20 protein-coding genes are annotated in these 23,966 nt (G+C 51.7%); 14 read left to right on the top strand and 6 right to left on the bottom strand.

Features of this window, described 5'->3' with window-relative positions; translation table 11 throughout:
- The first annotated feature begins 4 nt into the window (after positions 1-4).
- The 12 genes from KDX31_13775 to KDX31_13720 all read left to right on the top strand — a co-directional run bounded on the left by KDX31_13775 (position 5) and on the right by KDX31_13720 (position 15,900).
- Positions 5-1,357 (top strand): UDP-N-acetylmuramoyl-L-alanine--D-glutamate ligase, encoded by a 1,353-nt coding sequence (locus tag KDX31_13775; protein ID UTW02415.1) that lies wholly within the window; start codon positions 5-7, stop codon positions 1,355-1,357.
- The gene (gene ftsW, locus KDX31_13770) at positions 1,354-2,559 is read left to right on the top strand and encodes a putative lipid II flippase FtsW (GenBank protein UTW02414.1); all 1,206 of its coding nucleotides are present in this window, start codon (positions 1,354-1,356) and stop codon (positions 2,557-2,559) included. Before KDX31_13775 ends, ftsW begins: the two co-directional genes overlap by 4 nt.
- A complete protein-coding gene (murG, locus tag KDX31_13765) occupies positions 2,549-3,646 on the top strand; it encodes an undecaprenyldiphospho-muramoylpentapeptide beta-N-acetylglucosaminyltransferase (protein UTW02413.1) in 1,098 nt (365 codons plus the stop codon). The genes ftsW and murG overlap by 11 nt, the downstream gene beginning before the upstream one ends.
- On the top strand, positions 3,643-5,088 hold the full coding sequence (gene murC, locus KDX31_13760) for a UDP-N-acetylmuramate--L-alanine ligase (protein UTW02412.1): 1,446 nt from the start codon (positions 3,643-3,645) through the stop codon (positions 5,086-5,088). Before murG ends, murC begins: the two co-directional genes overlap by 4 nt.
- An 11-nt stretch (positions 5,089-5,099) precedes the next feature.
- Positions 5,100-6,032 (top strand): D-alanine--D-alanine ligase, encoded by a 933-nt coding sequence (locus KDX31_13755; GenBank protein UTW05399.1) that lies wholly within the window; start codon positions 5,100-5,102, stop codon positions 6,030-6,032.
- A gap of 3 nt (positions 6,033-6,035) precedes the next feature.
- On the top strand, positions 6,036-7,013 hold the full coding sequence (locus KDX31_13750) for a cell division protein FtsQ/DivIB (GenBank protein ID UTW02411.1): 978 nt from the start codon (positions 6,036-6,038) through the stop codon (positions 7,011-7,013).
- Between the two features lie 10 nt (positions 7,014-7,023).
- Positions 7,024-8,265: a cell division protein FtsA gene (gene ftsA / locus KDX31_13745; protein UTW05398.1), complete on the top strand. Its 1,242-nt coding sequence runs from the start codon at positions 7,024-7,026 to the stop codon at positions 8,263-8,265.
- A gap of 179 nt (positions 8,266-8,444) precedes the next feature.
- On the top strand, positions 8,445-9,641 hold the full coding sequence (gene ftsZ, locus KDX31_13740) for a cell division protein FtsZ (GenBank protein UTW02410.1): 1,197 nt from the start codon (positions 8,445-8,447) through the stop codon (positions 9,639-9,641).
- Positions 9,642-9,770: 129 nt separating this feature from the next.
- The gene (locus KDX31_13735) at positions 9,771-10,685 is read left to right on the top strand and encodes a UDP-3-O-acyl-N-acetylglucosamine deacetylase (GenBank protein UTW02409.1); all 915 of its coding nucleotides are present in this window, start codon (positions 9,771-9,773) and stop codon (positions 10,683-10,685) included.
- A 188-nt stretch (positions 10,686-10,873) separates the two neighbouring features.
- Positions 10,874-13,609: a preprotein translocase subunit SecA gene (secA, locus tag KDX31_13730; GenBank protein UTW02408.1), complete on the top strand. Its 2,736-nt coding sequence runs from the start codon at positions 10,874-10,876 to the stop codon at positions 13,607-13,609.
- A gap of 110 nt (positions 13,610-13,719) precedes the next feature.
- Positions 13,720-14,937, top strand: a complete 1,218-nt coding sequence (gene argJ / locus KDX31_13725; GenBank protein UTW02407.1) for a bifunctional glutamate N-acetyltransferase/amino-acid acetyltransferase ArgJ — start codon at positions 13,720-13,722, stop codon at positions 14,935-14,937.
- Between the two features lie 30 nt (positions 14,938-14,967).
- The gene (locus tag KDX31_13720; GenBank protein ID UTW02406.1) at positions 14,968-15,900 is read left to right on the top strand and encodes a Nudix family hydrolase; all 933 of its coding nucleotides are present in this window, start codon (positions 14,968-14,970) and stop codon (positions 15,898-15,900) included.
- 702 nt (positions 15,901-16,602) lie between these two features.
- Here the strand turns inward: KDX31_13720 and yacG are convergent.
- The 5 genes from yacG to pilB form a co-directional block, all read right to left on the bottom strand.
- A complete protein-coding gene (gene yacG, locus KDX31_13715) occupies positions 16,603-16,839 on the bottom strand; it encodes a DNA gyrase inhibitor YacG (protein UTW02405.1) in 237 nt (78 codons plus the stop codon).
- Positions 16,832-17,461, bottom strand: coding sequence for a dephospho-CoA kinase (coaE, locus tag KDX31_13710; protein ID UTW02404.1), 630 nt, complete (start codon positions 17,459-17,461; stop codon positions 16,832-16,834). Before coaE ends, yacG begins: the two co-directional genes overlap by 8 nt.
- A gap of 81 nt (positions 17,462-17,542) precedes the next feature.
- Positions 17,543-18,457, bottom strand: a complete 915-nt coding sequence (locus KDX31_13705) for a prepilin peptidase (protein UTW02403.1) — start codon at positions 18,455-18,457, stop codon at positions 17,543-17,545.
- Between the two features lie 73 nt (positions 18,458-18,530).
- Positions 18,531-19,757: a type II secretion system F family protein gene (locus KDX31_13700; protein ID UTW02402.1), complete on the bottom strand. Its 1,227-nt coding sequence runs from the start codon at positions 19,755-19,757 to the stop codon at positions 18,531-18,533.
- Positions 19,758-19,804: 47 nt separating this feature from the next.
- Positions 19,805-21,523, bottom strand: a complete 1,719-nt coding sequence (gene pilB, locus KDX31_13695) for a type IV-A pilus assembly ATPase PilB (GenBank protein UTW02401.1) — start codon at positions 21,521-21,523, stop codon at positions 19,805-19,807.
- Positions 21,524-21,895: 372 nt separating this feature from the next.
- On the opposite strand from pilB, the gene KDX31_13690 reads away from it, so the two are divergent.
- On the top strand, positions 21,896-22,324 hold the full coding sequence (locus KDX31_13690) for a prepilin-type N-terminal cleavage/methylation domain-containing protein (protein ID UTW05397.1): 429 nt from the start codon (positions 21,896-21,898) through the stop codon (positions 22,322-22,324).
- A 121-nt stretch (positions 22,325-22,445) separates the two neighbouring features.
- Positions 22,446-22,805, top strand: a complete 360-nt coding sequence (locus KDX31_13685; GenBank protein UTW02400.1) for a hypothetical protein — start codon at positions 22,446-22,448, stop codon at positions 22,803-22,805.
- A 214-nt stretch (positions 22,806-23,019) separates the two neighbouring features.
- Here KDX31_13685 and KDX31_13680 read toward each other — a convergent pair whose 3' ends face one another.
- Positions 23,020-23,865 (bottom strand): carboxylating nicotinate-nucleotide diphosphorylase, encoded by an 846-nt coding sequence (locus KDX31_13680; GenBank protein UTW02399.1) that lies wholly within the window; start codon positions 23,863-23,865, stop codon positions 23,020-23,022.
- Between the last annotated feature and the right edge of the window lie 101 nt (positions 23,866-23,966).

Raw genomic sequence — 23,966 nt, 5'->3', positions numbered from 1 at the left:
GATTGTGAGCCTGATAGCAACGGATCAACTGCGGATTATTATCGGTCTGGGACAGACCGGGCTTTCCTGCGCCCGTTATCTGGCAGGCAAAGGTGTTCCGTTCATTCTGGTTGATACCCGTGATGCGCCCCCCAATCTGGAGTTGATTCGCGCAGAATTTCCTGAGGCAGAACTGCACTGCGGCGAGCTGGATCAGGCGCTGCTGTGCCGCGCCACTGAAATTCTGCTGAGCCCCGGGGTAGCTAAAGATCAGCCGGCGATTCAGGCTGCGGTTGCGGCCGGCGTTAAGCTGAGCGGTGATATTGATCTGTTCTGTCAGGCGGTCACCGCCCCAATTGTTGCGATCACCGGTTCCAATGCCAAGAGTACCGTGACAACGCTGGTCGGCCAGATGGCGCTGGATGCCGGGATCGATACCGGTATCGGTGGCAATCTGGGGACTCCGGTGCTGGATATGCTGAGTCGTGGCGAGCAGCAACTCTATGTGCTCGAACTGTCCAGCTTCCAGTTGGAGACCGTCAATGATCTGCGGGCCGCCGCCGCAACAGTCCTGAATGTCAGTCCTGATCATCTGGATCGTTACAGCAACAGTCTGCCGCTTTACTATCAGGCGAAGCACCGCATATTCAAAGGCGCAGCGAACGTCATTATCAATCGCGATGATCCGTTGACATCACCACTGGTCAGTACGGGCGTGAAAGTCTCCAGTTTTGGCCTGGGGCGTCCGGATCTTAACCAGTTTGGTTTATCAGAACAGAACGGTGAGCTGTATCTGGCCCGTGGGCTGAAGCCATTGCTGGCGGTCAGCGAACTAAATATTCAGGGCCAGCACAATATCGCCAATGCGCTGGCATCGCTGGCGTTGGGTGAGGCGGTGAATATTCCGCTGGCGTCGATGCTGCAAACGCTGAAGAACTTTGCCGGACTGAAACATCGCTGCCAGTGGGTCGATGATAAGCAGGGCGTTACCTTCTTTAATGACAGTAAAGGCACTAACGTAGGCGCTACGGTAGCCGCAATCAATGGTCTGGCTGCAAACCTGGCACCCGATAACAAGATTGTGCTGATTGCCGGTGGTGTTGGAAAAGGGGCTGATTTCAGCGATCTGAACGCACCGCTACAGACAGCGGGACGGGCTCTGGTGCTGATTGGTCAGGATGGCGGATTGATTGATCAGGCGGTCAGTTGTCTGGAAGGGCAGTATGCCGCCACCATGCAGGAGGCCGTTTCAATAGCTGCCGGACAGGCCCGACCCGGAGACATCGTATTACTGTCTCCTGCCTGTGCTAGTTTTGATATGTTCAGTGGCTTTCCGGCACGGGGTGATGCTTTTATTGAATCGGTGGAGGCGCTATGAGCATTGCGGCTACCGCGCCAGCAACGACAGGCAATCGGGTTCTGCCATTCGATCCGCTGTTTCTTGCTGCTGTAATTTGCCTGATTCTGATCGGTTTTGTGATGATCAGCTCCGCCTCTATTGAGGTGGCCGCAGTACGCAACAGTAACCCGTTTTTTTATATGATTCGTCACGGGGTGTTTATTCTGCTGGGGCTGGCTGTGGCGATTGTGGTACTGAGAATTCCGATCAGTTTCTGGCAACGCAGTGGTCCCTGGTTGTTGTTGGTAGGCTTTTTGTTGCTGGTACTGGTGTTGGTTGTGGGCCGGGAGGTAAATGGTTCGGTTCGGTGGATCTCTCTCGGGCCGATAAATCTTCAGGCTTCGGAAGTGGCAAAGTTTGCCATGGTTATCTATCTGGCGGGCTATCTGGTGCGACGACTGACCGAGGTCAGGAGCAGTTGGAAGGGGATTGCCAAGCCTGCACTGCCGCTGGCATTTTTTGTCTTTCTGATGATCCTGGAGCCGGATTTCGGGGCCGCTGTGGTGTTGCTGGGCAGCGTTATGGGGATGATCTTCCTCGGCGGGATGAAGTTCAGTCAGTTTGCTCTGATTGTGATTGGTTGTGCCGTGGTAATTCCCTCACTGGCAATGCTTCAGCCTTACCGGGTTGTACGTTTGAAAACCTTCCTTGACCCTTGGGCGGACCCGTTTGGTTCCGGTTATCAGCTGGCGCAGGCGCAGATCGCTTTCGGCCGCGGGGACTGGTTTGGCGAAGGCCTGGGTAACAGTGTTCAGAAACTGTTTTATCTGCCCGAAGCGCACACCGATTTTGTTTTTTCAGTGCTGGCGGAAGAGATGGGGTTGGTTTTTGCGCTGCTGGTGGTGGGGCTTTATGGCCTTATAGCGGTACGCATGTTCCGTATTGGTCGCAGAGCGGAAAAACTGCAGCAGTTTTTTATGGCTTATATCTCTTATGGTTTCGCCATCATGCTGACAGGTCAGGCGCTGATCAATATCGGCGTGAATGTTGGTGCGTTACCCACCAAAGGGCTGACTTTACCACTGGTGAGTTATGGCGGCAGCAGTCTGTTGGTCAGCTGCGTCATGATAGCCATTGTGATGCGTGTCGATTATGAGTTGAAACGGTTGCAGGCGAGTGACGCTGCACCCTCTTCAGTCAAACGGAAAAAACCGAAAGCAGGCGGTACTGATGAAAAATAACCGCAAAGTACTGATCATGGCAGGGGGAACCGGAGGGCATGTGTTCCCTGCGCTGGCAACCGCAGACTGTCTGCGAAAGCAGGACGTAGCGGTTGAGTGGCTTGGAACTGCGGCGGGTATCGAAGCGGATGTGGTACCCGCTGCGGATATCCGATTGCACTGTATCGATGTAAAAGGTTTGCGTGGTAAGGGGAAGTTAAGCTTACTACTGGCACCCTTCCGGCTGCTGCACGCTTTATATCAGGCGTTTGGCGTGTTGCGTCAGGTTAAGCCTGATGTGGTGCTGGGTATGGGAGGCTTTGCCTCCGGACCGGGAGGCCTGGCGGCATGGCTTAGCGGCGTTCCGGTTGTGGTGCATGAGCAGAATGCTTATGCCGGAATGACCAATAAGATCCTGGCACGGATAGCCCGCCGGGTACTTGAAGCTTTTGGTGGTGCGTTTCGGGATAAAGTTGAAACCACGGTCGTTGGCAACCCGGTTCGGGGCGATATTCTTAATTTGCCCGATCCACAACAGCGTTTTGTTGGACGGCAGGGGCCTGTTCGTCTGCTGGTGGTGGGGGGCAGCCTGGGGGCAACCGCCATTAATGAGTTGCTGCCCGCAGTATTAAGCCATCTGCCTGATGATGCAGCCCTGGAAGTTTTGCATCAGGTGGGCAAGCGGAATCTGGTCCAGACTCAGGCGCTCTATAAGGCCGCGGGACTCGATGACCGGGAAACGATCCGGGTGGTGCCCTTTATCGAGCGGATGGATGAAGCCTATGGCTGGGCCGATCTTGTATTGTGCCGTTCCGGAGCATTGACGGTCAGTGAACTGAGTATAGCGGGTGTGGCCTCAGTGCTGGTGCCTTTTCCGTTTGCAGTGGATGATCATCAGACAGGGAATGCCCGGTTTCTGGCTGAAGCGGGTGCCGCTATTCTGATTCAGCAGAAAGATCTGGATCGGGATCGCCTGATCAATATATTGACTGAGCAGCTGAATGATCGACAGGTGCTATTAGATATGGCGCAAAAAGCGCGCCAGCTGGGCCAGCCTGAAGCGAGTCAAACGGTAGCTGATATCTGTCTGGAGGTAATGAAAAAGTGACTGAGAATACGACTGAAATTTATGAAGTACCTGAGATGCGGCGTATTCGCAGGATCCACTTTGTCGGTATTGGCGGTGTCGGGATGTGCGGTATCGCTGAGGTTTTGTTGAACCAGGGATATCAGATCTCAGGTTCAGATATCAAAACCTCTGTAACCACGGATCGCCTGCAGAAAATGGGTGCTGAGATCTTTATCGGACATCTGGCCGAAAATATTACTGCAGCCAACGTGGTGGTTACCTCGACAGCGGTTCGGGATGATAACCCGGAAGTGAGTGCTGCCCGCGAACGACGTATTCCTATTGTGCGCCGGGCAGAGATGCTGGCGGAGCTGATGCGTTATCGTCACGGTATCGCAGTGGCAGGAACCCACGGCAAAACAACTACCACCAGTTTGCTGGCATCGGTGATGGCTGAAGCAAAACTCGACCCGACGTTTGTCATTGGCGGACGACTCAACAGTGCCGGTACCAATGCCAAACTTGGCGGCAGCCGCTATCTGGTGGCTGAAGCGGATGAGAGTGATGCATCATTCCTCCACCTGCAGCCGATGGTGGCTATCGTCACCAATATCGATGCCGATCATATGGATACCTATGGCGGCGACTTTGGCAAGCTGAAGCAGACCTTTGTGGATTTCCTGCATAACCTGCCATTTTACGGACTGGCGGTGCTGTGTACTGATGATCCGGTTGTCCGGGAGATCATTTCAGAGGTCGGGCGGCCAATCGTGACGTACGGTATTAATGACGAGGCGGATTACCGTGCTGAAAATATTGTTCAGAACGGCCTGAAAACCAGTTTCACTGTTACCCGACCGGATGGTCGTTCCGACCTCCAGGTCACTCTGAATATGCCGGGCAGACATAACGTTCTCAACGCTCTGGCGACGATCGCTGTGGCAAGTGATGAAGGGATCGATGATCAGTCTATCTGCGCCGCGCTACAGAAGTTTGAAGGCGTTGGACGACGCTTCCAGGTATTGGGAGAGATTCCTGTTGACGGCGGCACGGCGATGCTGGTGGATGACTACGGTCATCACCCACGCGAGGTTCAGGCGACTATTCGCGCAGTAAAAGAGGGCTGGCCGGATAAACGACTGGTGATGATTAACCAGCCGCATCGTTATACCCGTACCCGGGATCTCTATGAGGATTTTGTTCAGGTACTTTCTGAGGCTGACGTGTTGCTGTTGATGGAAGTTTATGCCGCCGGGGAAGAACCGATAGCGGGGGCGGACAGCCGCAGCCTGTGTCGAAGTATCCGTCAGCGGGGAAGTGTTGATCCGGTGTTTGTCGAGTCCGTGGCTGCGGTGCCCGGATTGTTACAGAACCTTCTGCAGCCGGGCGATATTCTGTTAACTCAGGGAGCGGGGAATATCACCGCACTGGCACATGAACTTTCCCAGCTTGATCTGACAGTGGTGACGGAGGCCGATTGATGACGACCTTTATGATTGATGATCAGGAGCGTGCACAGTTTGGCCGGGTGGCGGTGCTGTATGGAGGCTCATCGGCGGAGCGAAGTATCTCCCTGAAGAGCGGCGCAGAAGTGCTCAAAGGGCTGCAGCGCGCCAATGTTGATGCCTTTGGTATCGACCTCTGTGCCGAGGGCGCCGACCCGCTGCAACAACTGCAGGACGCTGGATTTGACCGGGCGTTTCTGATCCTGCACGGACGTGGCGGAGAAGACGGTACGATGCAGGGGGTGCTGGAAATTATGGGTAAGCCCTTTACCGGTAGCGGTGTTATGGCGTCAGCACTGGGGATGGATAAGGTTAAGTGTAAGCAGATCTGGAGTGCTGCAGGCCTGCCAACCCCGATGTATGCGGTACCCGATGAAAAAACTGATCTGCAGCAGATGGCAGATCAGCTTGGCTTTCCGATGATAGTGAAGCCGGCCCATGAGGGCTCCAGTATCGGTATGAGTAAGGTGGATAGTGCCGGGGCCCTGGAGCAGGCAATCGGAGAGGCCAGACAGTTTGACCGGGCGGTTCTGGTTGAAAGCTGGGTCAGTGGTCCTGAGTTTACCATTGCGGTCTTAAACGGGCGGGCGCTGCCTGTTATCCGGCTGGAAACGCCCCATGATTTTTATGATTTTGATGCCAAATACCAGGCGAATGATACCCAGTACCATTTTGACAGCGGCCTCACGGAAGGACAGCAAACAGAGTTGAAGCAGCTGGCGGAACAGGCGTTTGATATGGTCGGTTGCAGTGGCTGGGGCCGCGTTGATGTGATGTTGGATCAGCAGCGGGGATTCCAGCTGCTTGAAGTGAATACCCTCCCGGGGATGACCGATCATAGCCTGGTACCGATGGCCGCCCGTGAAGCAGGTATCAGTTTTGAAGAGCTGGTGGTGACTATTCTGCGGGGGAGTCTCTGAGTCATGCTGAAAAAACTGTTTTCTGCAACTGAACAGCAACAGGAGCCCCCGAAAAGGGGGGCTTCTGCGACCGTTTACGGAAAAGCAGAATCCAGTGTCGGAATAAAACGCTTCTGGAGATCAGAGCGATCCTCGGTGACGGATGAAAAACAGGTAACAAAGGTAACAAGGATAAAGGGGCGTTCTGATGGCGCTAAAAGTGAACCGCTAGCGACAACCGGCGAAGTACAGCGCTGGCATGGTATTGACGGCGACTGGTGGATTAAGCCCGCGACAATCATGACCGCCCTGGCGGTGTTTGTTGCGCTGGCTAATTATTGCTTTGGTTCACTCTATAACTGGCTGGATCAGCCGGTTGCGCGGGTTACTTTTGAGGGTAATACCCGGCATCTGGATCGGCAGCACCTGGCGACCCGCTCTGTCGCGTTGATGAACGGAGGTCTGCTGAGTGCAGATCTGCATGCGGTAAAGGCGGGCATACAGGAGAATCCCTGGGTTTATCAGGTGGGTGTGACCCGGCGCTGGCCTGCATCGCTGTATTTGAAAATAACAGAAGAGGTCCCGGTTGCTCGCTGGGGGAGTGATGGCCTTTTGAATCATGAAGGGGATATTTTCTGGCCGGATCAGACTGCCAGATACAGCGCTCTTCCACTCCTGAAAGGGCCCTCTGGTAATACCACGATGATGATGTCGGAGTATTACGATCTGAATCAGATGCTTCGTAATGCCGGATTACAGCTGGTTGAGCTGAATCTGGAGGCGCGGGGGGCCTGGACTCTGATTTTGAATAACGGCATTAAAGTAGTCGTTGGACGGGATCAGGTCGTGGCCAGACTGGAACGGTTTCTGACAGTCTATCAGCAGCGCTTGCAGGCAGAAGCTGACGCTGGACGGATAGAGCAGATAGATATTCGATACAACAACGGCATTGCCGTTAAGTGGCGCCCTGAGGCAGCCACAGATGAACAACAAAAAGGTTGATACTGTGAATATGGCGATGAAGCCTGGAAATAATATGATCGTGGCACTGGATATCGGCACCTCGAAAGTGGTCTGTCTGGTGGGTGAGGTTGGCCTGGATGGCACGATCGATATCGTTGGTATTGGCTCCCATGAGTCGCGGGGGCTGAAGCGGGGCGTGGTGGTGAACATTGAATCCACCGTGCACTCTATTCAGCGGGCGGTGGAAGAAGCCGAGCTGATGGCGGGCTGCAAAATCCACTCGGTCACCGTAGGTGTCGCTGGCAGTCATATCAACAGCATGAACTCTCACGGTATCGTTGCTGTACGCGACGGTGAGGTGATGGAACATGATCTGGAGCGGGTGATTGATGCTGCCCGGGCGGTGGCGATTCCCGCGGACCAGAAGATCCTGCATATTTTACCGCAGGAATATGTCATCGATAACCAGGAAGGGATCCGCGAGCCTCTGGGGATGTCCGGGGTGCGGCTGGAAGCCAAAGTACATCTGGTGACCGGTGCGGTAAATGCGGTGCAGAACATCGAGAAGTGCGTTAAACGCTGCGGCCTGGCGATGGATAATGCGGTGCTGGAGCAACTTGCATCCAGTTATGCGGTATTGACCGAGGATGAGAAAGAGCTGGGTGTCTGTATGGTGGATATGGGCGGTGGCACCACCGATATTGCAATCTTCACCGGTGGTTCTATCCGACATACCGCGGTGATTCCGATCGCCGGTGATCAGGTGACTAACGATATCGCCATGGCGCTGCGCACACCGACACCTCATGCTGAAGAGATCAAGATTAAGTATGCCTGCGCACTGGCACAACTGGCCAGTGCCGAGGACACCATTAAGGTGCCCAGTGTCGGCGACCGTCCGGCCCGGGATCTATCCCGTCAGGCTCTGGCTGAGGTGGTTGAACCCCGCTATGACGAACTGTTTACTCTGGTGCAGGCGGAATTGCGTCGCAGTGGTTTTGAAGATTTAGTGGCTGCCGGTATTGTACTCACCGGCGGCACTGCAAAGATGGAAGGGGCAGTAGAGCTGGCGGAAGAGATCTTCCACATGCCGGTGCGACTGGCGCTGCCGAAAGGTGTGCGGGGCATGGGGGATATCCTCAATAGCCCAATCTATGCCACCGGCATCGGTCTGTTGCAATACGCCAAACAGGATATTCAGCATCTGGGCGAAGCGGTAGCGGTTGAAGATACAGTGGAGCTACCAAATGTATTGAACCGGATGAAAGCCTGGTTTCAGGGGAATTTCTAATGACTTACTAAATGAAATTCGGCGCAGACTGATAGGTCTCGTAAGACAAGTTTAGCGGGGGTGGTTCCCGGATATAAACCCCCGGTGATTGACGTGTTCACAGGATGTGACAGACAGCAACAAAACAGAATGCAATAAAAACAGGTGCGGGTTGGGCACTGAACCTGGAGGGAAGGGATATGTTTGAACTAGTTAATAATATCGCACAGAACGCCGTCATTAAGGTTATTGGCGTAGGTGGTGGCGGCGGTAATGCCGTGCAGCACATGGTCTCATCGGATGTTGATGGGGTTGAATTTATCTGTGCCAATACCGATGCACAGGCGCTCAACAATATGGGCTCACGCAGCGTTTTGCAGCTGGGTGGTGAGATCACCAAGGGGCTGGGTGCAGGCGCCAATCCCGATATCGGTCGTCAGGCTGCGCTGGAGGATCGCGATCAGATTGTTGAGATGCTCAGCGGTGCGGATATGGTGTTTATCACCGCCGGAATGGGCGGCGGTACCGGTACCGGTGCGGCGCCTGTTGTTGCTCAGGTGGCAAAAGAGCTGGGTATCCTGACTGTTGCCGTGGTGACCAAGCCATTCCCGTTCGAAGGCAAAAAGCGGATGCTGATCGCCGATCAGGGAATCAAAGAGCTGTCAGAGCACGTTGATTCGCTGATTATCGTGCCCAACGAAAAGCTGCTGCAGGTGCTGGGTAAAAACTGCACCCTGATGAAAGCATTCAACGAAGCCAACGATGTCCTCAAAGGGGCGGTGCAGGGGATTTCTGACCTGATTATCCGTCCGGGGATGATCAACGTCGACTTTGCAGACGTGCGCACCGTTATGTCCGAGATGGGCACATCAATGATGGGAACCGGCATGGCGCGGGGTGAAAACCGTGCGATTGAGGCGGCTGAAGCGGCTGTGCGCAGTCCGTTGCTGGAAGATGTCGATCTGATGGGGGCCCGGGGTATTCTGGTGAATATCACGGCCGGTCTGGATCTGGGACTGGGCGAGTTCAGTGATGTCGGTCAGGTGATCGAAGAGTTTGCCTCTGATAATGCGATTGTGGTGGTCGGAACCGTTATCGATCCGGAGATGGTGGATGATATTAAGGTGACGGTGGTTGCTACTGGTCTGCAGAGAGCGAAGCAGGAAGATACTACGGTTAAGGTGGTCAGTAACAACCGTAAGCCCGATGCACCGCTGGATCTGAATCAACTGGAGCTGCCTGCTGTACACCGGCGGAAGGCAGACCACATCAGCGCTGAAAAAAATAGAGCACCACAGCGGGAACTTTCCGGATCTCCGGAGTCGAAGAGAGGCACAAAAGGGGAAACCGAGACCTATCTGGATATCCCGACATTTCTGCGGCGCCAGGCGGATTAAACCGTATGGCGGATGGTCTGGCGTTGCAGGGATTAAACTAATCAGTTATTGCTGATATAGCGGTATTTTTGTTAATATGGCGCGTTAATTCGCCACACAAGAACACACCAAAGAGCCTTGGCAGAAAATATGATCGGACAACGTACATTACGGAACAGCATTAAAGCAACTGGCGTAGGCCTTCATACCGGTCAGAAAGTGTATTTGACACTGAAACCGGCGCCTGTGGATACCGGTATTGTTTTCCGTCGGGTGGATCTTGAACCGGCTGTCGAAATCCATGCCCGGGCAAAAAATGTCGGGGATACCACGCTGTCAACGAACCTGCAGAAGGGGGATGTGCGTGTCTCCACTGTTGAGCACCTGTTGTCAGCGATGGCGGGACTGGGGATCGATAATGCTTATGTTGAACTGAGTGCCGAAGAGGTTCCGATTATGGATGGCAGTGCCGCGCCATTCGTATTCCTGATTCAGTCTGCCGGAATTCAGGAGCAGGATGCGCCTAAACAGTTTATCCGGATCAAGAAAGAGGTTACCGTTCAGATTGAGGATAAGATCGCAACCTTTAAACCGTTTAACGGTTTCAAGGTTGGCTTTACCATCGATTTTGATCATCCGGCTTTTGCAGACCGTAATATGGAAGCCAGCCTCGATTTCTCCAGCACCTCATTCGTGAAAGAGGTCAGCCGGGCCCGTACGTTTGGCTTCATGCGTGATATTGAATACCTTCGTGCTCAGAATCTGGCACTGGGTGGAAGCATGGATAATGCGATTGTGGTGGATGATTATCGTATCCTCAACGAGGATGGCCTGCGTTACGATGATGAGTTCGTAAAGCATAAGGTGCTGGATGCGGTAGGCGACCTTTACCTGCTGGGTAAAAGTCTGATCGGAGAGTTTCACGGCTTTAAATCCGGCCACTATCTGAACAATCTGCTGCTGCGCAAGTTGCTGGAAACAGAGGATGCATGGGAGATTGTAACCTTTGAAGGGCGCGAGCAAGCAGTGCCGATCTCATATTTGCAGCCAGCTGCTGTAAGCTGATTAGCATAAACACTCTGAAAGCCGGACTACTCAGTCCGGCTTTTTACTTTTTTTAAGGCCGATTTACCCTCAAAAAAAATATCCCTATTGAGATTCAATTTGATGCCCCAATAGAGGTAGAATGTTGCGTTAATTTAATACTTTAACCGGCTTAAGACCGCCGCTTCTAACAGGTAAATAATCAGATTATGTTCACTTCGATGTTAAAGAAGGTTTTTGGTAGTAAGAACGAGCGTGTACTCAAGCAGATGGGTAAGGTCGTTAAGCAGATCAATAGCTATGAAAGCGAAGTCGAACAACTCTCCGATGATGACCTGAAAGCGAAGACAGTTGAGTTTAAAGCGCGTCTCGAGCAGGGAGAGCCGCTAGAGGCTATTTTGCCGGAAGCGTTTGCGGTTGTCCGGGAAGCCTCTCGGCGGGTTATGGGGATGCGCCACTTCGATGTACAGATGATCGGTGGTATTACCCTGAATGATGGTAAAGTCGCGGAGATGCGCACCGGTGAAGGTAAAACCCTGGTTGCTACGCTGCCCGTTTATCTGAATGCGTTAGAGGGACGTGGTGTTCATGTTGTCACCGTAAACGATTATCTTGCCAGCCGTGATGCTGAGTGGATGCGTCCACTGTATGAATTTCTGGGGCTGAGCGTTGGCGTGGTTCTGTCGGGTCAGGATCCGCAAACCAAGCGTGATGCCTATCATGCGGATATTACTTACGGAACCAATAATGAGTTTGGTTTTGACTACCTGCGCGACAATATGGCGTTCAGCGTAGAGGATAAAGTTCAGCGGGATTTCTTTTTTGCCGTGGTGGATGAGGTTGACTCCATCCTGATCGATGAAGCGCGTACGCCACTGATTATCTCCGGTGCTGCGGAAGACAGCTCAGAGATGTATCGCAAGATGAATACTCTGATCCCTGCGTTAGAGAAATATGACGGCGAGATTGATCCTAAAAGTGAAGAAGAGATTGATGGCGATTTTGCGGTTGATGAGAAGAACCGCTCCGTTGAACTGACTGAACGGGGTCATCAGCGAATTGAGGATATGCTGGCGAAAGAGGGTATTCTGACTGAGGGCGAAAGTCTTTATGCGCCACAGAATCTGAGTCTGCTTCATCATGTGCTGGCGGCACTGCGGGCGCACAACCTGTTTCAGCGTGATGTGGACTACATCGTTCAGGATGGCCAGGTGGTTATCGTTGATGAGCATACCGGCCGTATTATGCCGGGACGTCGCTGGTCTGAAGGTTTGCATCAGGCGGTAGAAGCTAAAGAAGGTGTGCATATTAATCAGGAAAGCCAGACCCTGGCTTCAACGACCTTTCAGAATTACTTCCGTCTTTATGAAAAACTCTCCGGTATGACCGGTACTGCGGATACCGAAGCGTTCGAGCTTAATCAGATCTACGGTCTGGATGTTGTGGTTATCCCGACTAACGTGCCGGTTGCACGGATCGATTATAATGATCTGGTATTTCTGACGATTGAAGAGAAATATGAAGCGATTCTGAAAGAAATAGAACACTGTGTTGAGCAGAAACGCCCGGTACTGGTGGGTACTGCGTCGGTTGAATCGTCTGAGCTGATCTCAGCGTTTCTGAAAAAGAAAAACATCCCACACAACGTATTGAACGCCAAGAACCACGGCAAAGAGGCCGGGATTATTACTGATGCCGGTCGTGCCGGCGCTGTGACTATCGCCACCAATATGGCCGGTCGGGGTACCGATATTGTTCTGGGCGGTAAGTTTGAGTCGGTCCTGGAAGCGATGGATAACCCGACGGAAGAGCAGATCGCTGAGGCGAAAGCAGAGTGGCAGAAGCGTCATGATGCGGTGCTGGAAGCGGGAGGCCTGCATATCATCGGTACTGAACGTCATGAATCACGCCGGATCGATAACCAGTTGCGGGGCCGTGCCGGTCGTCAGGGGGATAACGGTTCTTCCCGTTTCTTCCTGTCGCTGGAAGATGATCTGATGCGTATCTTCGCCTCAGACCGGGTGCGTCAGTTTATGAAAGCGCTGGGGATGGAGAAAGGTGAAGCGATCGAGCATAAGATGGTCTCCAATGCGATCGAGAAAGCTCAGCGAAAGGTAGAGGGTCGCAACTATGATATCCGTAAGCAGTTGCTGGAATATGACGATGTTGCTAATGACCAGCGTCGTGCGGTTTATGATCAGCGCAATGAGCTGATGGCGACCAACGATATCTCCGAGACTATCGAAGCGGTTCGTGCGGAAGTGGTCGATAATGCGATCAGTGACTATATCAAGCCACAGAGTCTGGAAGAGCAGTGGGATATCCCGGGGCTGGAAAAACATCTGCAGTCTGAATTTGGACTTGAGATGCCACTGCAGGAGTGGCTGGATAAAGATGATACTCTGCATGAAGAGACCCTCCGTCAGCGTATCCTGCGGGATATTGTCGAGGATTATCAGGCGAAAGCGGCGATTGTTGGCGTAGAAAATATGCGCCTGTTTGAAAAGCAGGTGATGTTGCAGGTGCTGGATACACTGTGGAAAGAACACCTGCAGTCGATGGATATGCTGCGTCAGGGTATTCATCTGCGCGGATATGCCCAGAAAAATCCTAAACAGGAATATAAGCGCGAATCCTTTATTCTGTTTGAGCAACTGCTGGAAAATATTAAAACCGATGTGATTAAAATTCTGAGCCATGTTCAGGTCCGTCAGCCAGAAGAGCTTGAAGAGATGGAGCGTCAGCGACGTGAACAGGCGGCGCAGCAACAGATGAATTTCCAGCATGAGCAATCATCAGCGATGGCTGCTGATGAGCCCGGTGAGGAAGAAGCGGTTGCCGGCGCAGAACCTTTTGTTCGCGAAGGTAAGAAAGTGGGACGTAATGACCCCTGCCCATGTGGTTCCGGAAAGAAGTACAAGCAGTGTCACGGTAAACTGAGCTGATCGCTAATGTTTGGCATTTACCCCGATCTGGTTATTGATTAAGACACAGAAAGCAGCGAAGCTGCTTTCTTTTTTTCTATAGATTAAAGATAAGGTTTAAGGAGTCTGTAATGGCGGTAGGTCCTGGCACGCTTCCAACGCTGCACCCGGTTGCAGGTTTTCGTATAGGTACAACATCTGCGGGCGTTAAAACGCCGGGTCGAAAGGATCTGGTATTAATGGAAATCGCAAAGGGAGCCAGCACTGCTGGGGTTTTTACCCTGAATCAGTTTTGTGCTGCACCCGTGAGAATTTGTCAGGCGAATCTGCAACAGGGGATGCCGTCATATCTGGTGATTAATACCGGTAATGCTAATGCCGGCACCGGTAAACAGGGACATCAGGATGCACTGGATGTCTGCCAGGCCGTTGCCGATCGCGCTGGGGTAAACCTCGCTGAGGTTCTGCCTTTCTCTACCGGAGTGATTGGAGAAAAACTGCCGAAAGATCGCATCATTACCGCGATTCCGGCAGCTTTTGATGCCCTTTCTGAGGTTGGCTGGCTGGAAGCCGCCAGCGGCATTATGACGACTGATACCCGGCCAAAAGCGTATTCGATGCAACTGGAGTATCAGGGGCAGGTGATTACTCTCACCGGTATCTCTAAAGGTGCGGGTATGATTAAGCCGAATATGGCGACTATGCTGGCCTATATAGCGACCGATGCACGGGTTGAGCCGGCCTTGCTGCAATCGCTGTTAAGCCGTTCTGCAGACCAGTCATTCAACCGCATTACCATTGATGGTGATACATCGACCAATGATTCCTGCATGCTGGTTGCGACTGGTGCCAGTGGTGTAGAAGTGACTGAAGATAACGGTGAGCTGTTAGCGCAGTTTGCTGCCGCAGTGGACAAGGTGTTACTGGAGCTGGCTCAGGCGATTATCCGCGATGGTGAAGGCGCAACGAAGTTCGTCACCATCAGCGTTGAGCAGGCTGCGAGCTCCGAAGAGGCACTTAAAACCGCCTATGCAGTAGCCCATTCGCCGTTGGTTAAAACCGCACTGTTTGCCAGCGATCCAAACTGGGGACGGATTCTGGCGGCAGTAGGTTATGCGGGAATCGACAATCTTGATGTTGATACCCTGCAGATCTGGCTGGGAGAAGCTTGTATTGTTGAAAACGGTGGGCGGGCCGCCAGTTATACTGAAGAAGCCGGGCAGGCGGTGATGAATCGTGAAGAGATCACAATCCGTATTATCCTTAATCGGGGTGATAAGCAGGAAACTGTCTGGACCACTGATCTGAGTAAGGATTATGTGGCTATCAATGCAGATTACCGTTCTTAGTCGATACACAGAGCTGGGTTGGTATAGGTTGTGTCGAAATTGATCCATGTCGCTGCGGCGGCGATCTTCAATGACTCCGGCGAGCTGTTGCTGGCGCTGCGCGATAAAGCACAGCATCAGGGGGGCTTATGGGAGTTCCCGGGGGGTAAGGTTGAATCTGGGGAAGATGTTCATAGCGCCCTGGCCAGGGAGTTGCAGGAGGAGTTGGGGATTGAGATTGATCAGTCATCTACTGTCCCCCTGATACAGGTTCCCTATCACTACCCTGATAAATCCGTGTTACTGGATGTCTTCCGCGTCAACCGTTTTATAGGGCAGGCGTATGGCCGGGAGGGGCAGCCGCTTGACTGGGTTAAGCTGAGCGATCTGAGTGGTTATCAGTTCCCGGCGGCAAACCGACCGATTGTGAATGCGCTGTTGTTGCCCTCTGCGATAGCGATTACTCCGCAGTTGCAGCCGGAGCAATATAGTGAATTTGTTCATCAGGCGTTCCTGAAGGGGGCTCAGGCCATTATGTTGCGGGCGAAGCACCTCAGTGAGCCTGAGCAGTTTCATCTCTATCAGCAGCTTTCTGCTCAGTGTCAGGGGAGGCTGATTATCTGGAATGGTTCGGTTGATATCGCTAACGGGGCCGCTGTATCAGCCCTTCATCTGAGTTCAGCCAGGTTGATGCAACTGAACCATCGTGAGGCGTACTGCGGTCGCTGGCTCGGGGCTTCCTGCCATAATGAAGAGCAGATACGCCGGGCGGAGCAGGTTGGCGTGGATTACATTACTCTCTCCCCGGTGCAAACAACCTCAAGTCATCCGGAAGTCACTCCAATGGGGTGGGCCGAATATTCCCGCTTGGCGAACGAGTCCTCTCTGCCCGTCTATGCGCTGGGTGGAGTATCAATGGAAGATCTTGATCGAACGATTCAGGCAGGTGGTCAGGGGATTGCAGCTATCAGTTGTTTTTGTTGAAGCAGGGGATTGTGAAACTGCCGGGGTCTCAAATCCGTAGGAGCTGCATCCTGCAGCGATAAAGCTTGCGGCGGCTCCTACAAATATAAAATAGACTTACCACCGAGGTCTCAGGTTAGTATGCGCTGCATCTTGCAGCGATAATGCCTCTGCACCTGAATATCCCTTCGCCGCTGGAAGCGGCTCCTACGCTATAAAACAGACTCATCGCCGAAGTTTCAGATTAGTAGGAGCTGCGTCCTGCAGCGATAAAACTTGCTACCAGTACAGGCCTTCGCCGCTGGAAGCGGCTCCTACAAATATAAAATAGACTTACCACCGAGGTCTCAGGTTAGTATGCGCTGCGTCCTGCAGCGATAAAACTTGCTACCAGTGCAGGCCCTCGCCGCTGGAAGCGGCTCCCACAAATATAAAATAGACTTACCACCGAGGTCTCAGGTTAGTAGGAGCTGCATCCAGCAGCGATAAAACTTGCTACCAGTGCAGGCCTTCGCCGCTGGAAGCGGCTCCTACAATATAAAACAGATTCCTCACAGAGGGCACAAATTAGTAGGAGCTGCATCTTGCAGCGATAAGGTTCTCTACCAGTGCAGGTTATTGCCGTTATAAGCCTCTCATACAGGAAAGCTTAAAGTCTGAAGTCATAAATCAGCTTTTCTCGGTGGCTCTTCGACGTAAAAATACTTCACAGAAGCAGCACTATCAGTGCAGCGGCCGATCCAAATAGTCAGCGCTTTCACTGTCTTCAAAGCTACTGCTGTAGTCATCGACACTGGGTTCGGCGGGGATCTGGTATTCTTCTGAAGCCCAGGCGCCAAGGTCGATCATTTTACACCGCTCGCTGCAAAATGGGCGATAAGGGTTGTCGCTGCTCCATTCCTGCTCTTTACTGCAGGTTGGGCAGGCTACCAGAGGTTTTTTCGTTACCGGCTTATCCATGATCAGACTCCCGTTCCTGTCGTGCCTGATGCAGGAACTTGTTGTGCAATTGTTCAATCAGCGGTTTAAGGTCATCTATTGTGCCGCTGTTATCGATCAGATCATCCGCTTTAGCGATACGCTCCGCCCGGGGGATCTGTGCTGCGATGATAGCTTTGACCTGCTCAGTATCACTCATATCCCGGGCGGTTGTGCGACTGATCTGGATCGCTTCATCCACGTCCACCACAACGATATGATTAACCAGCAGATGCTGATCTGTTTCCAGAAGCAGGGGCGAGGCCAGAATAGCATACTCAGCGTTTGAATGGGGCTGGGATTGCTCCAGTTTAAGCAGAATGCGATCTCTGATCAGGGGATGCAGCAGTTGCTCCAGCCAGTCCCGCTGACGAGGGGTCTCAAAGACGATTTTTCGCAGTGCTTTACGATCAAGGTTGCCGTCCGCTAACAGAATACCGTCTCCGAATCGCTGGGCAATCTTACTCAGTGCGGGTTCGCCGGGTTCGACAACTTCCCTGGCAACCTGATCCGCATCAATTACCGTGATATTGCGTTGTTCAAATAGGCGGGAAACTGCAGATTTACCACTGCCAATTCCACCCGTAAGGCCCACTACAAACATATCAGTATCTCTGAGTTTATTGTTCTATAAGTACAGTCTTACTAAGTACTGCCTTATAAGTATTGTTCTATAAGAGTTATTTTATAAGTTTAGCAGCTGCAGATACCAACCTGTCAGCTCATCACCCCATAAAAGAGCGATCCACCCGGCGCCCGCCAGGTAGGGACCAAAAGGGATCGGCGTTTGTGACTCATGACGGCTGAAAGCGATCATTAAACCGCCGACTATCGCCCCGATCAGAGAGGAGAGCAGAATAATTAGCGGAAGCATCTCTGCTCCGGCCCAGGCGCCCAGCGCGGCAAGGAGTTTGAAATCCCCGTAGCCCATCCCCTCTTTACCGGTTACCAGTTTGAAGAGCCAGTAGACTGACCAGAGCGAGAGGTAACCCAGCACCGCTCCCCAAAGCGCAGAGGGAAGAGAAGTGAAATAGTCAAAACTATTGAGGATCAGGCCGATCCAGAGCAGTGGCAGAGTGATTTTATCCGGCAGTAACTGGTGGTCTATATCGATAGCTGTCAGCGCAATCAGACACCAGCTGAAGAATACAATAGCCAGGGCGGCCAGATTAAAACCGAACTGCCAGACAATAAAACCGGATATCAGCGCTGTTACCAGTTCAATCAGCGGATAGCGCAGCGATATTGCACTTTTACAGCTGCTGCAGTTTCCACCCAGAATCAAAAAATAACTGATAAGCGGAATGTTTTCATACCAGCGAATCAGATGGCCACAGTGCGGGCAGGTTGAGGCGGGCTGGGCCAGGTTGAAGGTCTCTGCAGTCTCTGGCGGGCTCTCAGAGGGAGCTGCCGGTTGATCCGCTGCTGTCCCGGCGGGTGGCGGGTTTGCCGCCTCCTCCGCCATCTGTAGCCACTCGCGTTCCATCATCAGCGGTAGACGATGAATCACCACATTCAGGAAGCTGCCAACCATGAGTGAGAAAACAAAGGTGAGTGCCACCGACAGCCAGATATTCGCTGCAATCAGTTCGAAAAACATATTAGTCAGGTTCCGCTATCTTCTTAGAATGAAGCGTTGTTATTTTCGGCTTAGCTAAGTTTTAAAACGTTCTTTACACAACATTACCCAGCTGGAAGATCGGCAGATACATGGCAATAACCAGGCCGCCTACCAGTACACCCAGAACCGACATGATCATGGGTTCGATCAGCGTAGCCAGGTTATCAACGGCGTTGTCCACCTCCTCTTCATAGTAACTGGCGACCTTATCGAGCATCATCTCAAGGGAGCCTGCTTCCTCGCCGATAGCGATCATCTGGGTGGCCATGGCTGGGAATATCCCCGTCATGGTCACCGCGTTTTGCAGTGACTGACCGGTGGATACACCGTTCTTAATCTGTATGATCGCTTTTTCGTAGACGACATTACCTGAAGCGCCTGCTGCTGATTCCAGTGCATCAACCAGTGGAACCCCTGCGGCAAAGGTTGTTGCCAGGGTCCGGGCAAAGCGAGCGATCGCTGATTTGTGAAGGATCTGACCAACAATCGGTAATTTAAGCACCGTTCTGTCTAACCACTCGCGGAACCCCCGCGACTTTTCATGGGCTTTGGTAAAAGCGAAACCAGTGGCAGCAATTGCGATAAGTGCAATAAACCACCAGTCCTGAGCAATTTTTGACAGACCAACCACAAACATCGTAAAGGCAGGCAGGTCTGCCCCGAAACTGGAGAAAACGCTTTCAAACTGGGGCACCACTTTTATCAACAGGATTGCGGAAACCACCAGACCAATCACAATAACGGCGATCGGGTAGGTCATGGCTTTCTTGATTTTCTTTTTAAGGGTTTCGATCTTCTCTTTATAGGTTGCTATCCGGTCAAGCATAGTTTCCAGTGAGCCCGAGTTTTCACCGGCATGTACAAGATTACAGTAAAGATCATCGAAATATTTTGGGTGGCGTTCCAGCGCTTTGGCAAAGCTGGTTCCTCCACTGACATCGGCTTTGAGATCATAGATAACCTTTTTCATCTGATCCTTTTCGATACCGTTAGCGACAATATCAAATCCCTGGAGCAGCGGCACACCGGATTTCAGCATGGTCGCGGTCTGGCGGGTAAACAGAGCAATGTCCATAGGCTTTATCGGCTTATTATGGTTGCTAAACATGCTGTAGGTTTGTTTACGAACCTTTTTCGGCATAATCCCCTGTTTGCGCAGCATCGCTTTGGCTTCGGCCAGGTTTCCAGCATTGATTGAGCCTTTGCTGGCATTACCACTCTTGTCTTTACCTTGCCAATTAAAGGTAAGAGGTGTTTTGTCTGCTGCTTTCTTAGCCATCCGCTTGGTTTCCGTATACAGGTTTTGTATTAATTAGGTAGAAAATCTTAAAGCTTGATAACCCGGTTCATCTCTTCCAGGCTGGTAACCCCCTGGATTACTTTACGCAGACCTGATTCCCTTAGCGCTCTGAACCCCTGCTGTTTAGCGGTCGACAGGATATCCAGCGAGGTGCCGTTATCCATTATCACCTGCGCTATTTCAGAACTCATTGCCATGGTTTCGTAGATGCCGACCCGGCCTTTATAGCCCTTATTGCATTTATTGCAGCCTTCCGGGTTATGTTCAAACAGGTTAAAACCTGTATTGATTTGTTCCGGTGTGAAGCCCTCTTCAAGCAGGGTGGCTTCCGGGATCGTCACTGGTTTTTTACAGCCGGTGCATAAACGTCGCCCCAGTCGCTGAGCGATAATCATAGACACAGATGTGGCAATATTAAATGCCGGAACACCCATATTGCGTAGTCTTGTTAGTGTTTCCGCCGCACTGTTGGTGTGCAGGGTTGACAGAACCATATGACCTGTCTGGGCAGCTTTAATGGCGATCTCGGCAGTTTCCAGGTCCCGGATCTCACCTACCATCACCACATCCGGGTCCTGACGCAGGAAGGAGCGTAGCGCTTCAGCGAAGGTCAGACCTACCTTATTGTTTACATGTACCTGGTTGATACCCTCCAGATTGATCTCTACCGGATCTTCTGCGGTGGATATATTACGTTCAACCGTATTGAGTATATTCAGACCGGTATAGAGCGATACGGTTTTACCGCTACCGGTCGGGCCGGTCACCAGAATCATCCCCTGAGGTTTATGCAGGGTCTGCATAAACAGCCCTTTCTGATCTTCATCATAACCGAGGGCTTCGATTCCCATCTGCGCACTGGTGGGGTCGAGAATACGTAGTACCACTTTCTCGCCCCAGAGGGTCGGCAGTGTGTTGACCCGGAAATCGATCGCCCGGTTTTTGGATATCTTCATCTTGATCCGGCCGTCCTGAGGCACCCGGCGTTCCGAGATATCCATCTGCGACATCACTTTAAGGCGGGCGCAGAGGCGGGATGCCAGATTCGCTGGTGGTTTGGCGACCTCCTGCAAAATACCATCAATCCGGCAGCGGATGCGGTAGGACTTCTCATAGGGCTCGAAGTGGATATCCGACGCTCCGGTTTTTATGGCATCCAGCAGTATTTTGTTAACGAAACGTACAATCGGTGCATCGTTTGCGGCATCTTCGCCAGTATCCTCCTGCTGCTCATTAACCCCCTCGTCGATCTCAAGATTGTCCAGGTCCGCATCTTCCAGTCCTTCCAGGGCGGAGTTCTGCTCGTCGAGAAAAGTGTCGATCAGATGGGAGAGCTTATCTTCCTCAACAATCACCCCTTCGGTGGTGGTGCCGGTATGGAACTTAAACTCATCCAGTGCCTGAATATTGGTAGGGTCGGAGATCGCGACATAGAGGCGGTTTTCCCGTTTAATCAGTGGCAGTGCGTGGTGTTTGGTAATGAGCTTTTCATCGACCAGTCCCTGAGGCAGGGCTTCGACATCGAGCACGTCGAGATCAAACAGGGGCATGCCGAACTCATCGGCCGCTGCGGCTGCGGCCCGATAGGCACTCACCAGCCGGTTTTCGATAATATGGGCGATAAAGGGTTTATTGTCTTTGCGGGCGGATTTCAGTGCATCCATCGCCACATCGGATGAAAACACACCGTCATTAACCAGTCGTCTGGCCAGGCCACTCAGCGGCTGAAAGGGTTGTACGCTCATTATTCAGAGAATCCATTTTATCTGCATTTAACTGCGGCTATCGGCGACAGAAAGGATAGCTTAAGTTAGTAGCCAGTGATATGAAGCACTTATCGCAAAGTGTTTATAAAAAATTACTTATAAAAAAGTACGTAATATAAGTTCATAGCCTTTAACCTAAACCGCCTTGTATTATTATCTATTTGTAAAGTAACATCTATCGGTCGGTTTGAGAATCAACAGACGCTTGCTTCAAGTCACTGGACAGCCATAAATAATAGGTTACTATCGTACCAGGCTCGTATGGAGCAGGGATGAAGAGCCTTATGGCAAGGGAAGGAGTCGTTCGGAGCAAGGATGATGATGAATACTTTACTCGCTGGAGAGTTAATAATGAAAAACACACTTAAGAAGCAACAAGGCTTCACCCTGATTGAATTGATGATTGTTGTCGCGATTATCGGTATTCTGGCTGCGATTGCTATTCCTGCTTATCAGGATTATGTATCTAAAGCTAAGTTTCAAGATAATATAAGTTCAGTTGCTGCGGTTGAAACAGCGATATCTTTATGTCTCCAAGAGAATAACGGTATAGGTACATCATGTGATACTGCTGCTGAACTAAGCTTAACCTTACCTAACGATGCAGATATGAAATATGCTGGAGCTGTTACACTTACGGCTTCTACTGGAGCAGTAAACTTTACAGCTGACGCCGAAGCTGGCGGGTATACTTATATCAATACACCGGCAGTAGGAAATTCAATTATTTCTTGGACTCAGAGTGGTACTTGTGAAGGCGCTGGCTTCTGTAAAGAGTAACCTGTATTGATAGGCAAAAAAACCTCGTGATTACGGGGTTTTTTTATTTTGAATTTTTAAGTGCCTCAATAATATAATGACTTTTCGTTCTTTCTCTTTTTAAAAAAATCTCCGGAATATAATGGATAAAAAAACTATTTTGTTTATCTTGATCGCCATTACTGCAGCCGTCACTTACTACCTTTACGAAGAACCTCTGCCGATCGAGCAGCGTGCCGCAGTTGAGGCCGATCTGGCGGCTCAGCCCGATCAGTATCCGGCTACGCCGGTGTGGTGGTCGGATGGCGGTATTCTGGCGATCGGTATGTTACCCCGGGAAGACGGCGAAAAGCGCAATGACAGTGCCAAAGAGGTCTGTAATATCCTCTGGAAAAATGGCGTCAATAAAACCGTGGTAGAGCTTTACGATATCCTGCAGATTCAGAAAAGTGATGAGTGGGAACTGATTGGCGCAGCGGATTGCCGGCGCAAGATCCAGTAATCTAAGTCTCTTGAAATTTTTGATAATTAAGCGTGTTGATAACAAATCAAACGTTAGTTTGCTGGTTTTTTACCCATACTGGGTATTGTATATTTATGGCTTATTGTTTCTTAATTGGAAATAATAGTGCCTCCCGATCAAAAAAACCGCCTGTTATAGCGGTTTTTTTATAGTTCTGATACGGCGATCAAAGACCGTAATTTATTTAGCCGTTTCAGATAAACCGCATCGACAGATCAACGGCTTTACAATCCTTGGTCAGCAGACCGATCGAGATATAGTCTACACCGGTTTCAGCAATACTGCGCAGTGTGTTGGCATCGATGCCACCGGACGCTTCCAGTTTTGCCGGGGTCGGATGTTGTTTGTTTTTCTGCACCGCCAGACGCAGGCCGGCATGGTCAAAGTTATCCAGCATGACAATATCGGCCTGGGCATCAAGCGCCTGTTGCAATTCTTCAAACGACTCGGTTTCAACTTCTACCGGTTTGCCGGGTTCGTTGCGCTTCGCGGTGGCTACTGCGTTGGCAATTGAGCCGCAGGCCATAATATGGTTTTCTTTAATCAGAAAGGCATCATAGAGGCCTATGCGGTGGTTATAGCAGCCGCCGCAGGTCACTGCATATTTCTGCGCCAGACGTAGTCCGGGAATGGTTTTACGGGTGTCCAGCAGCTTAACACCGGTGCCTTCAACCAGTGAGGCATAGTATGCGCTGATGGTGGCAGTGGCAGAGAGGGTCTGCAGAAAGTTCAGCGCGCTGCGCTCGCCGGTCAGCAGTGAGCGGGCGGATCCCTCCAGTTCAAACAGGGTCTGATCGGCAGACACTGTGTCACCGTCACTGACCAGCCAGTGTATCCTGACGCTGTCATCCACCTGGCGGAACACCTCGTTGACCCATTCGACGCCACAGATTACCGCATCCTGGCGGCTGATAACCCGTGCTTTTGCCTGTTGCGCTGCCGGAATCAGCCGGGCGGTGATATCGCCGTCACCAATATCTTCCGCCAGCGCGGTACGAACGGTAGCAGTGATATCACTGAGCAGTGGGGGGTTGGCCATAGGGGCTCCATTTAGATGATCTGATTGCAGTAGTTGCGCTATCACCGCTGTATACTGTGCTGATAGCTTGTCTGATGTGAAAGGCATGGTAGTATCAATAG

This window comes from Amphritea atlantica (genome assembly GCA_024397875.1).
In the GTDB taxonomy this organism is placed as follows: Bacteria; Pseudomonadota; Gammaproteobacteria; order Pseudomonadales; family Balneatricaceae; genus Amphritea; species Amphritea atlantica_B.
This window is presented reverse-complemented; position numbering and strand designations above follow the sequence as displayed.

Excerpts from the sequence above, each read along its gene's own strand:
- yacG (UTW02405.1), bottom strand. The coding sequence starts at position 16,839 with ATGGATAAGCCGGTAACGAAAAAACCTCTGGTAGCCTGCCCAACCTGC.
- KDX31_13685 (UTW02400.1), top strand. The coding sequence starts at position 22,446 with ATGGATAAAAAAACTATTTTGTTTATCTTGATCGCCATTACTGCAGCC.
- KDX31_13755 (UTW05399.1), top strand. The coding sequence starts at position 5,100 with ATGATTGATGATCAGGAGCGTGCACAGTTTGGCCGGGTGGCGGTGCTG.
- ftsW (UTW02414.1), top strand. The coding sequence starts at position 1,354 with ATGAGCATTGCGGCTACCGCGCCAGCAACGACAGGCAATCGGGTTCTG.
- ftsA (UTW05398.1), top strand. The coding sequence starts at position 7,024 with ATGGCGATGAAGCCTGGAAATAATATGATCGTGGCACTGGATATCGGC.
- KDX31_13690 (UTW05397.1), top strand. The coding sequence starts at position 21,896 with ATGAAAAACACACTTAAGAAGCAACAAGGCTTCACCCTGATTGAATTG.
- KDX31_13750 (UTW02411.1), top strand. The coding sequence starts at position 6,036 with ATGCTGAAAAAACTGTTTTCTGCAACTGAACAGCAACAGGAGCCCCCG.
- coaE (UTW02404.1), bottom strand. The coding sequence starts at position 17,461 with ATGTTTGTAGTGGGCCTTACGGGTGGAATTGGCAGTGGTAAATCTGCA.
- ftsZ (UTW02410.1), top strand. The coding sequence starts at position 8,445 with ATGTTTGAACTAGTTAATAATATCGCACAGAACGCCGTCATTAAGGTT.
- murG (UTW02413.1), top strand. The coding sequence starts at position 2,549 with ATGAAAAATAACCGCAAAGTACTGATCATGGCAGGGGGAACCGGAGGG.
- KDX31_13680 (UTW02399.1), bottom strand. The coding sequence starts at position 23,865 with ATGGCCAACCCCCCACTGCTCAGTGATATCACTGCTACCGTTCGTACC.
- secA (UTW02408.1), top strand. The coding sequence starts at position 10,874 with ATGTTCACTTCGATGTTAAAGAAGGTTTTTGGTAGTAAGAACGAGCGT.
- argJ (UTW02407.1), top strand. The coding sequence starts at position 13,720 with ATGGCGGTAGGTCCTGGCACGCTTCCAACGCTGCACCCGGTTGCAGGT.
- pilB (UTW02401.1), bottom strand. The coding sequence starts at position 21,523 with ATGAGCGTACAACCCTTTCAGCCGCTGAGTGGCCTGGCCAGACGACTG.
- KDX31_13700 (UTW02402.1), bottom strand. The coding sequence starts at position 19,757 with ATGGCTAAGAAAGCAGCAGACAAAACACCTCTTACCTTTAATTGGCAA.
- KDX31_13735 (UTW02409.1), top strand. The coding sequence starts at position 9,771 with ATGATCGGACAACGTACATTACGGAACAGCATTAAAGCAACTGGCGTA.
- KDX31_13705 (UTW02403.1), bottom strand. The coding sequence starts at position 18,457 with ATGTTTTTCGAACTGATTGCAGCGAATATCTGGCTGTCGGTGGCACTC.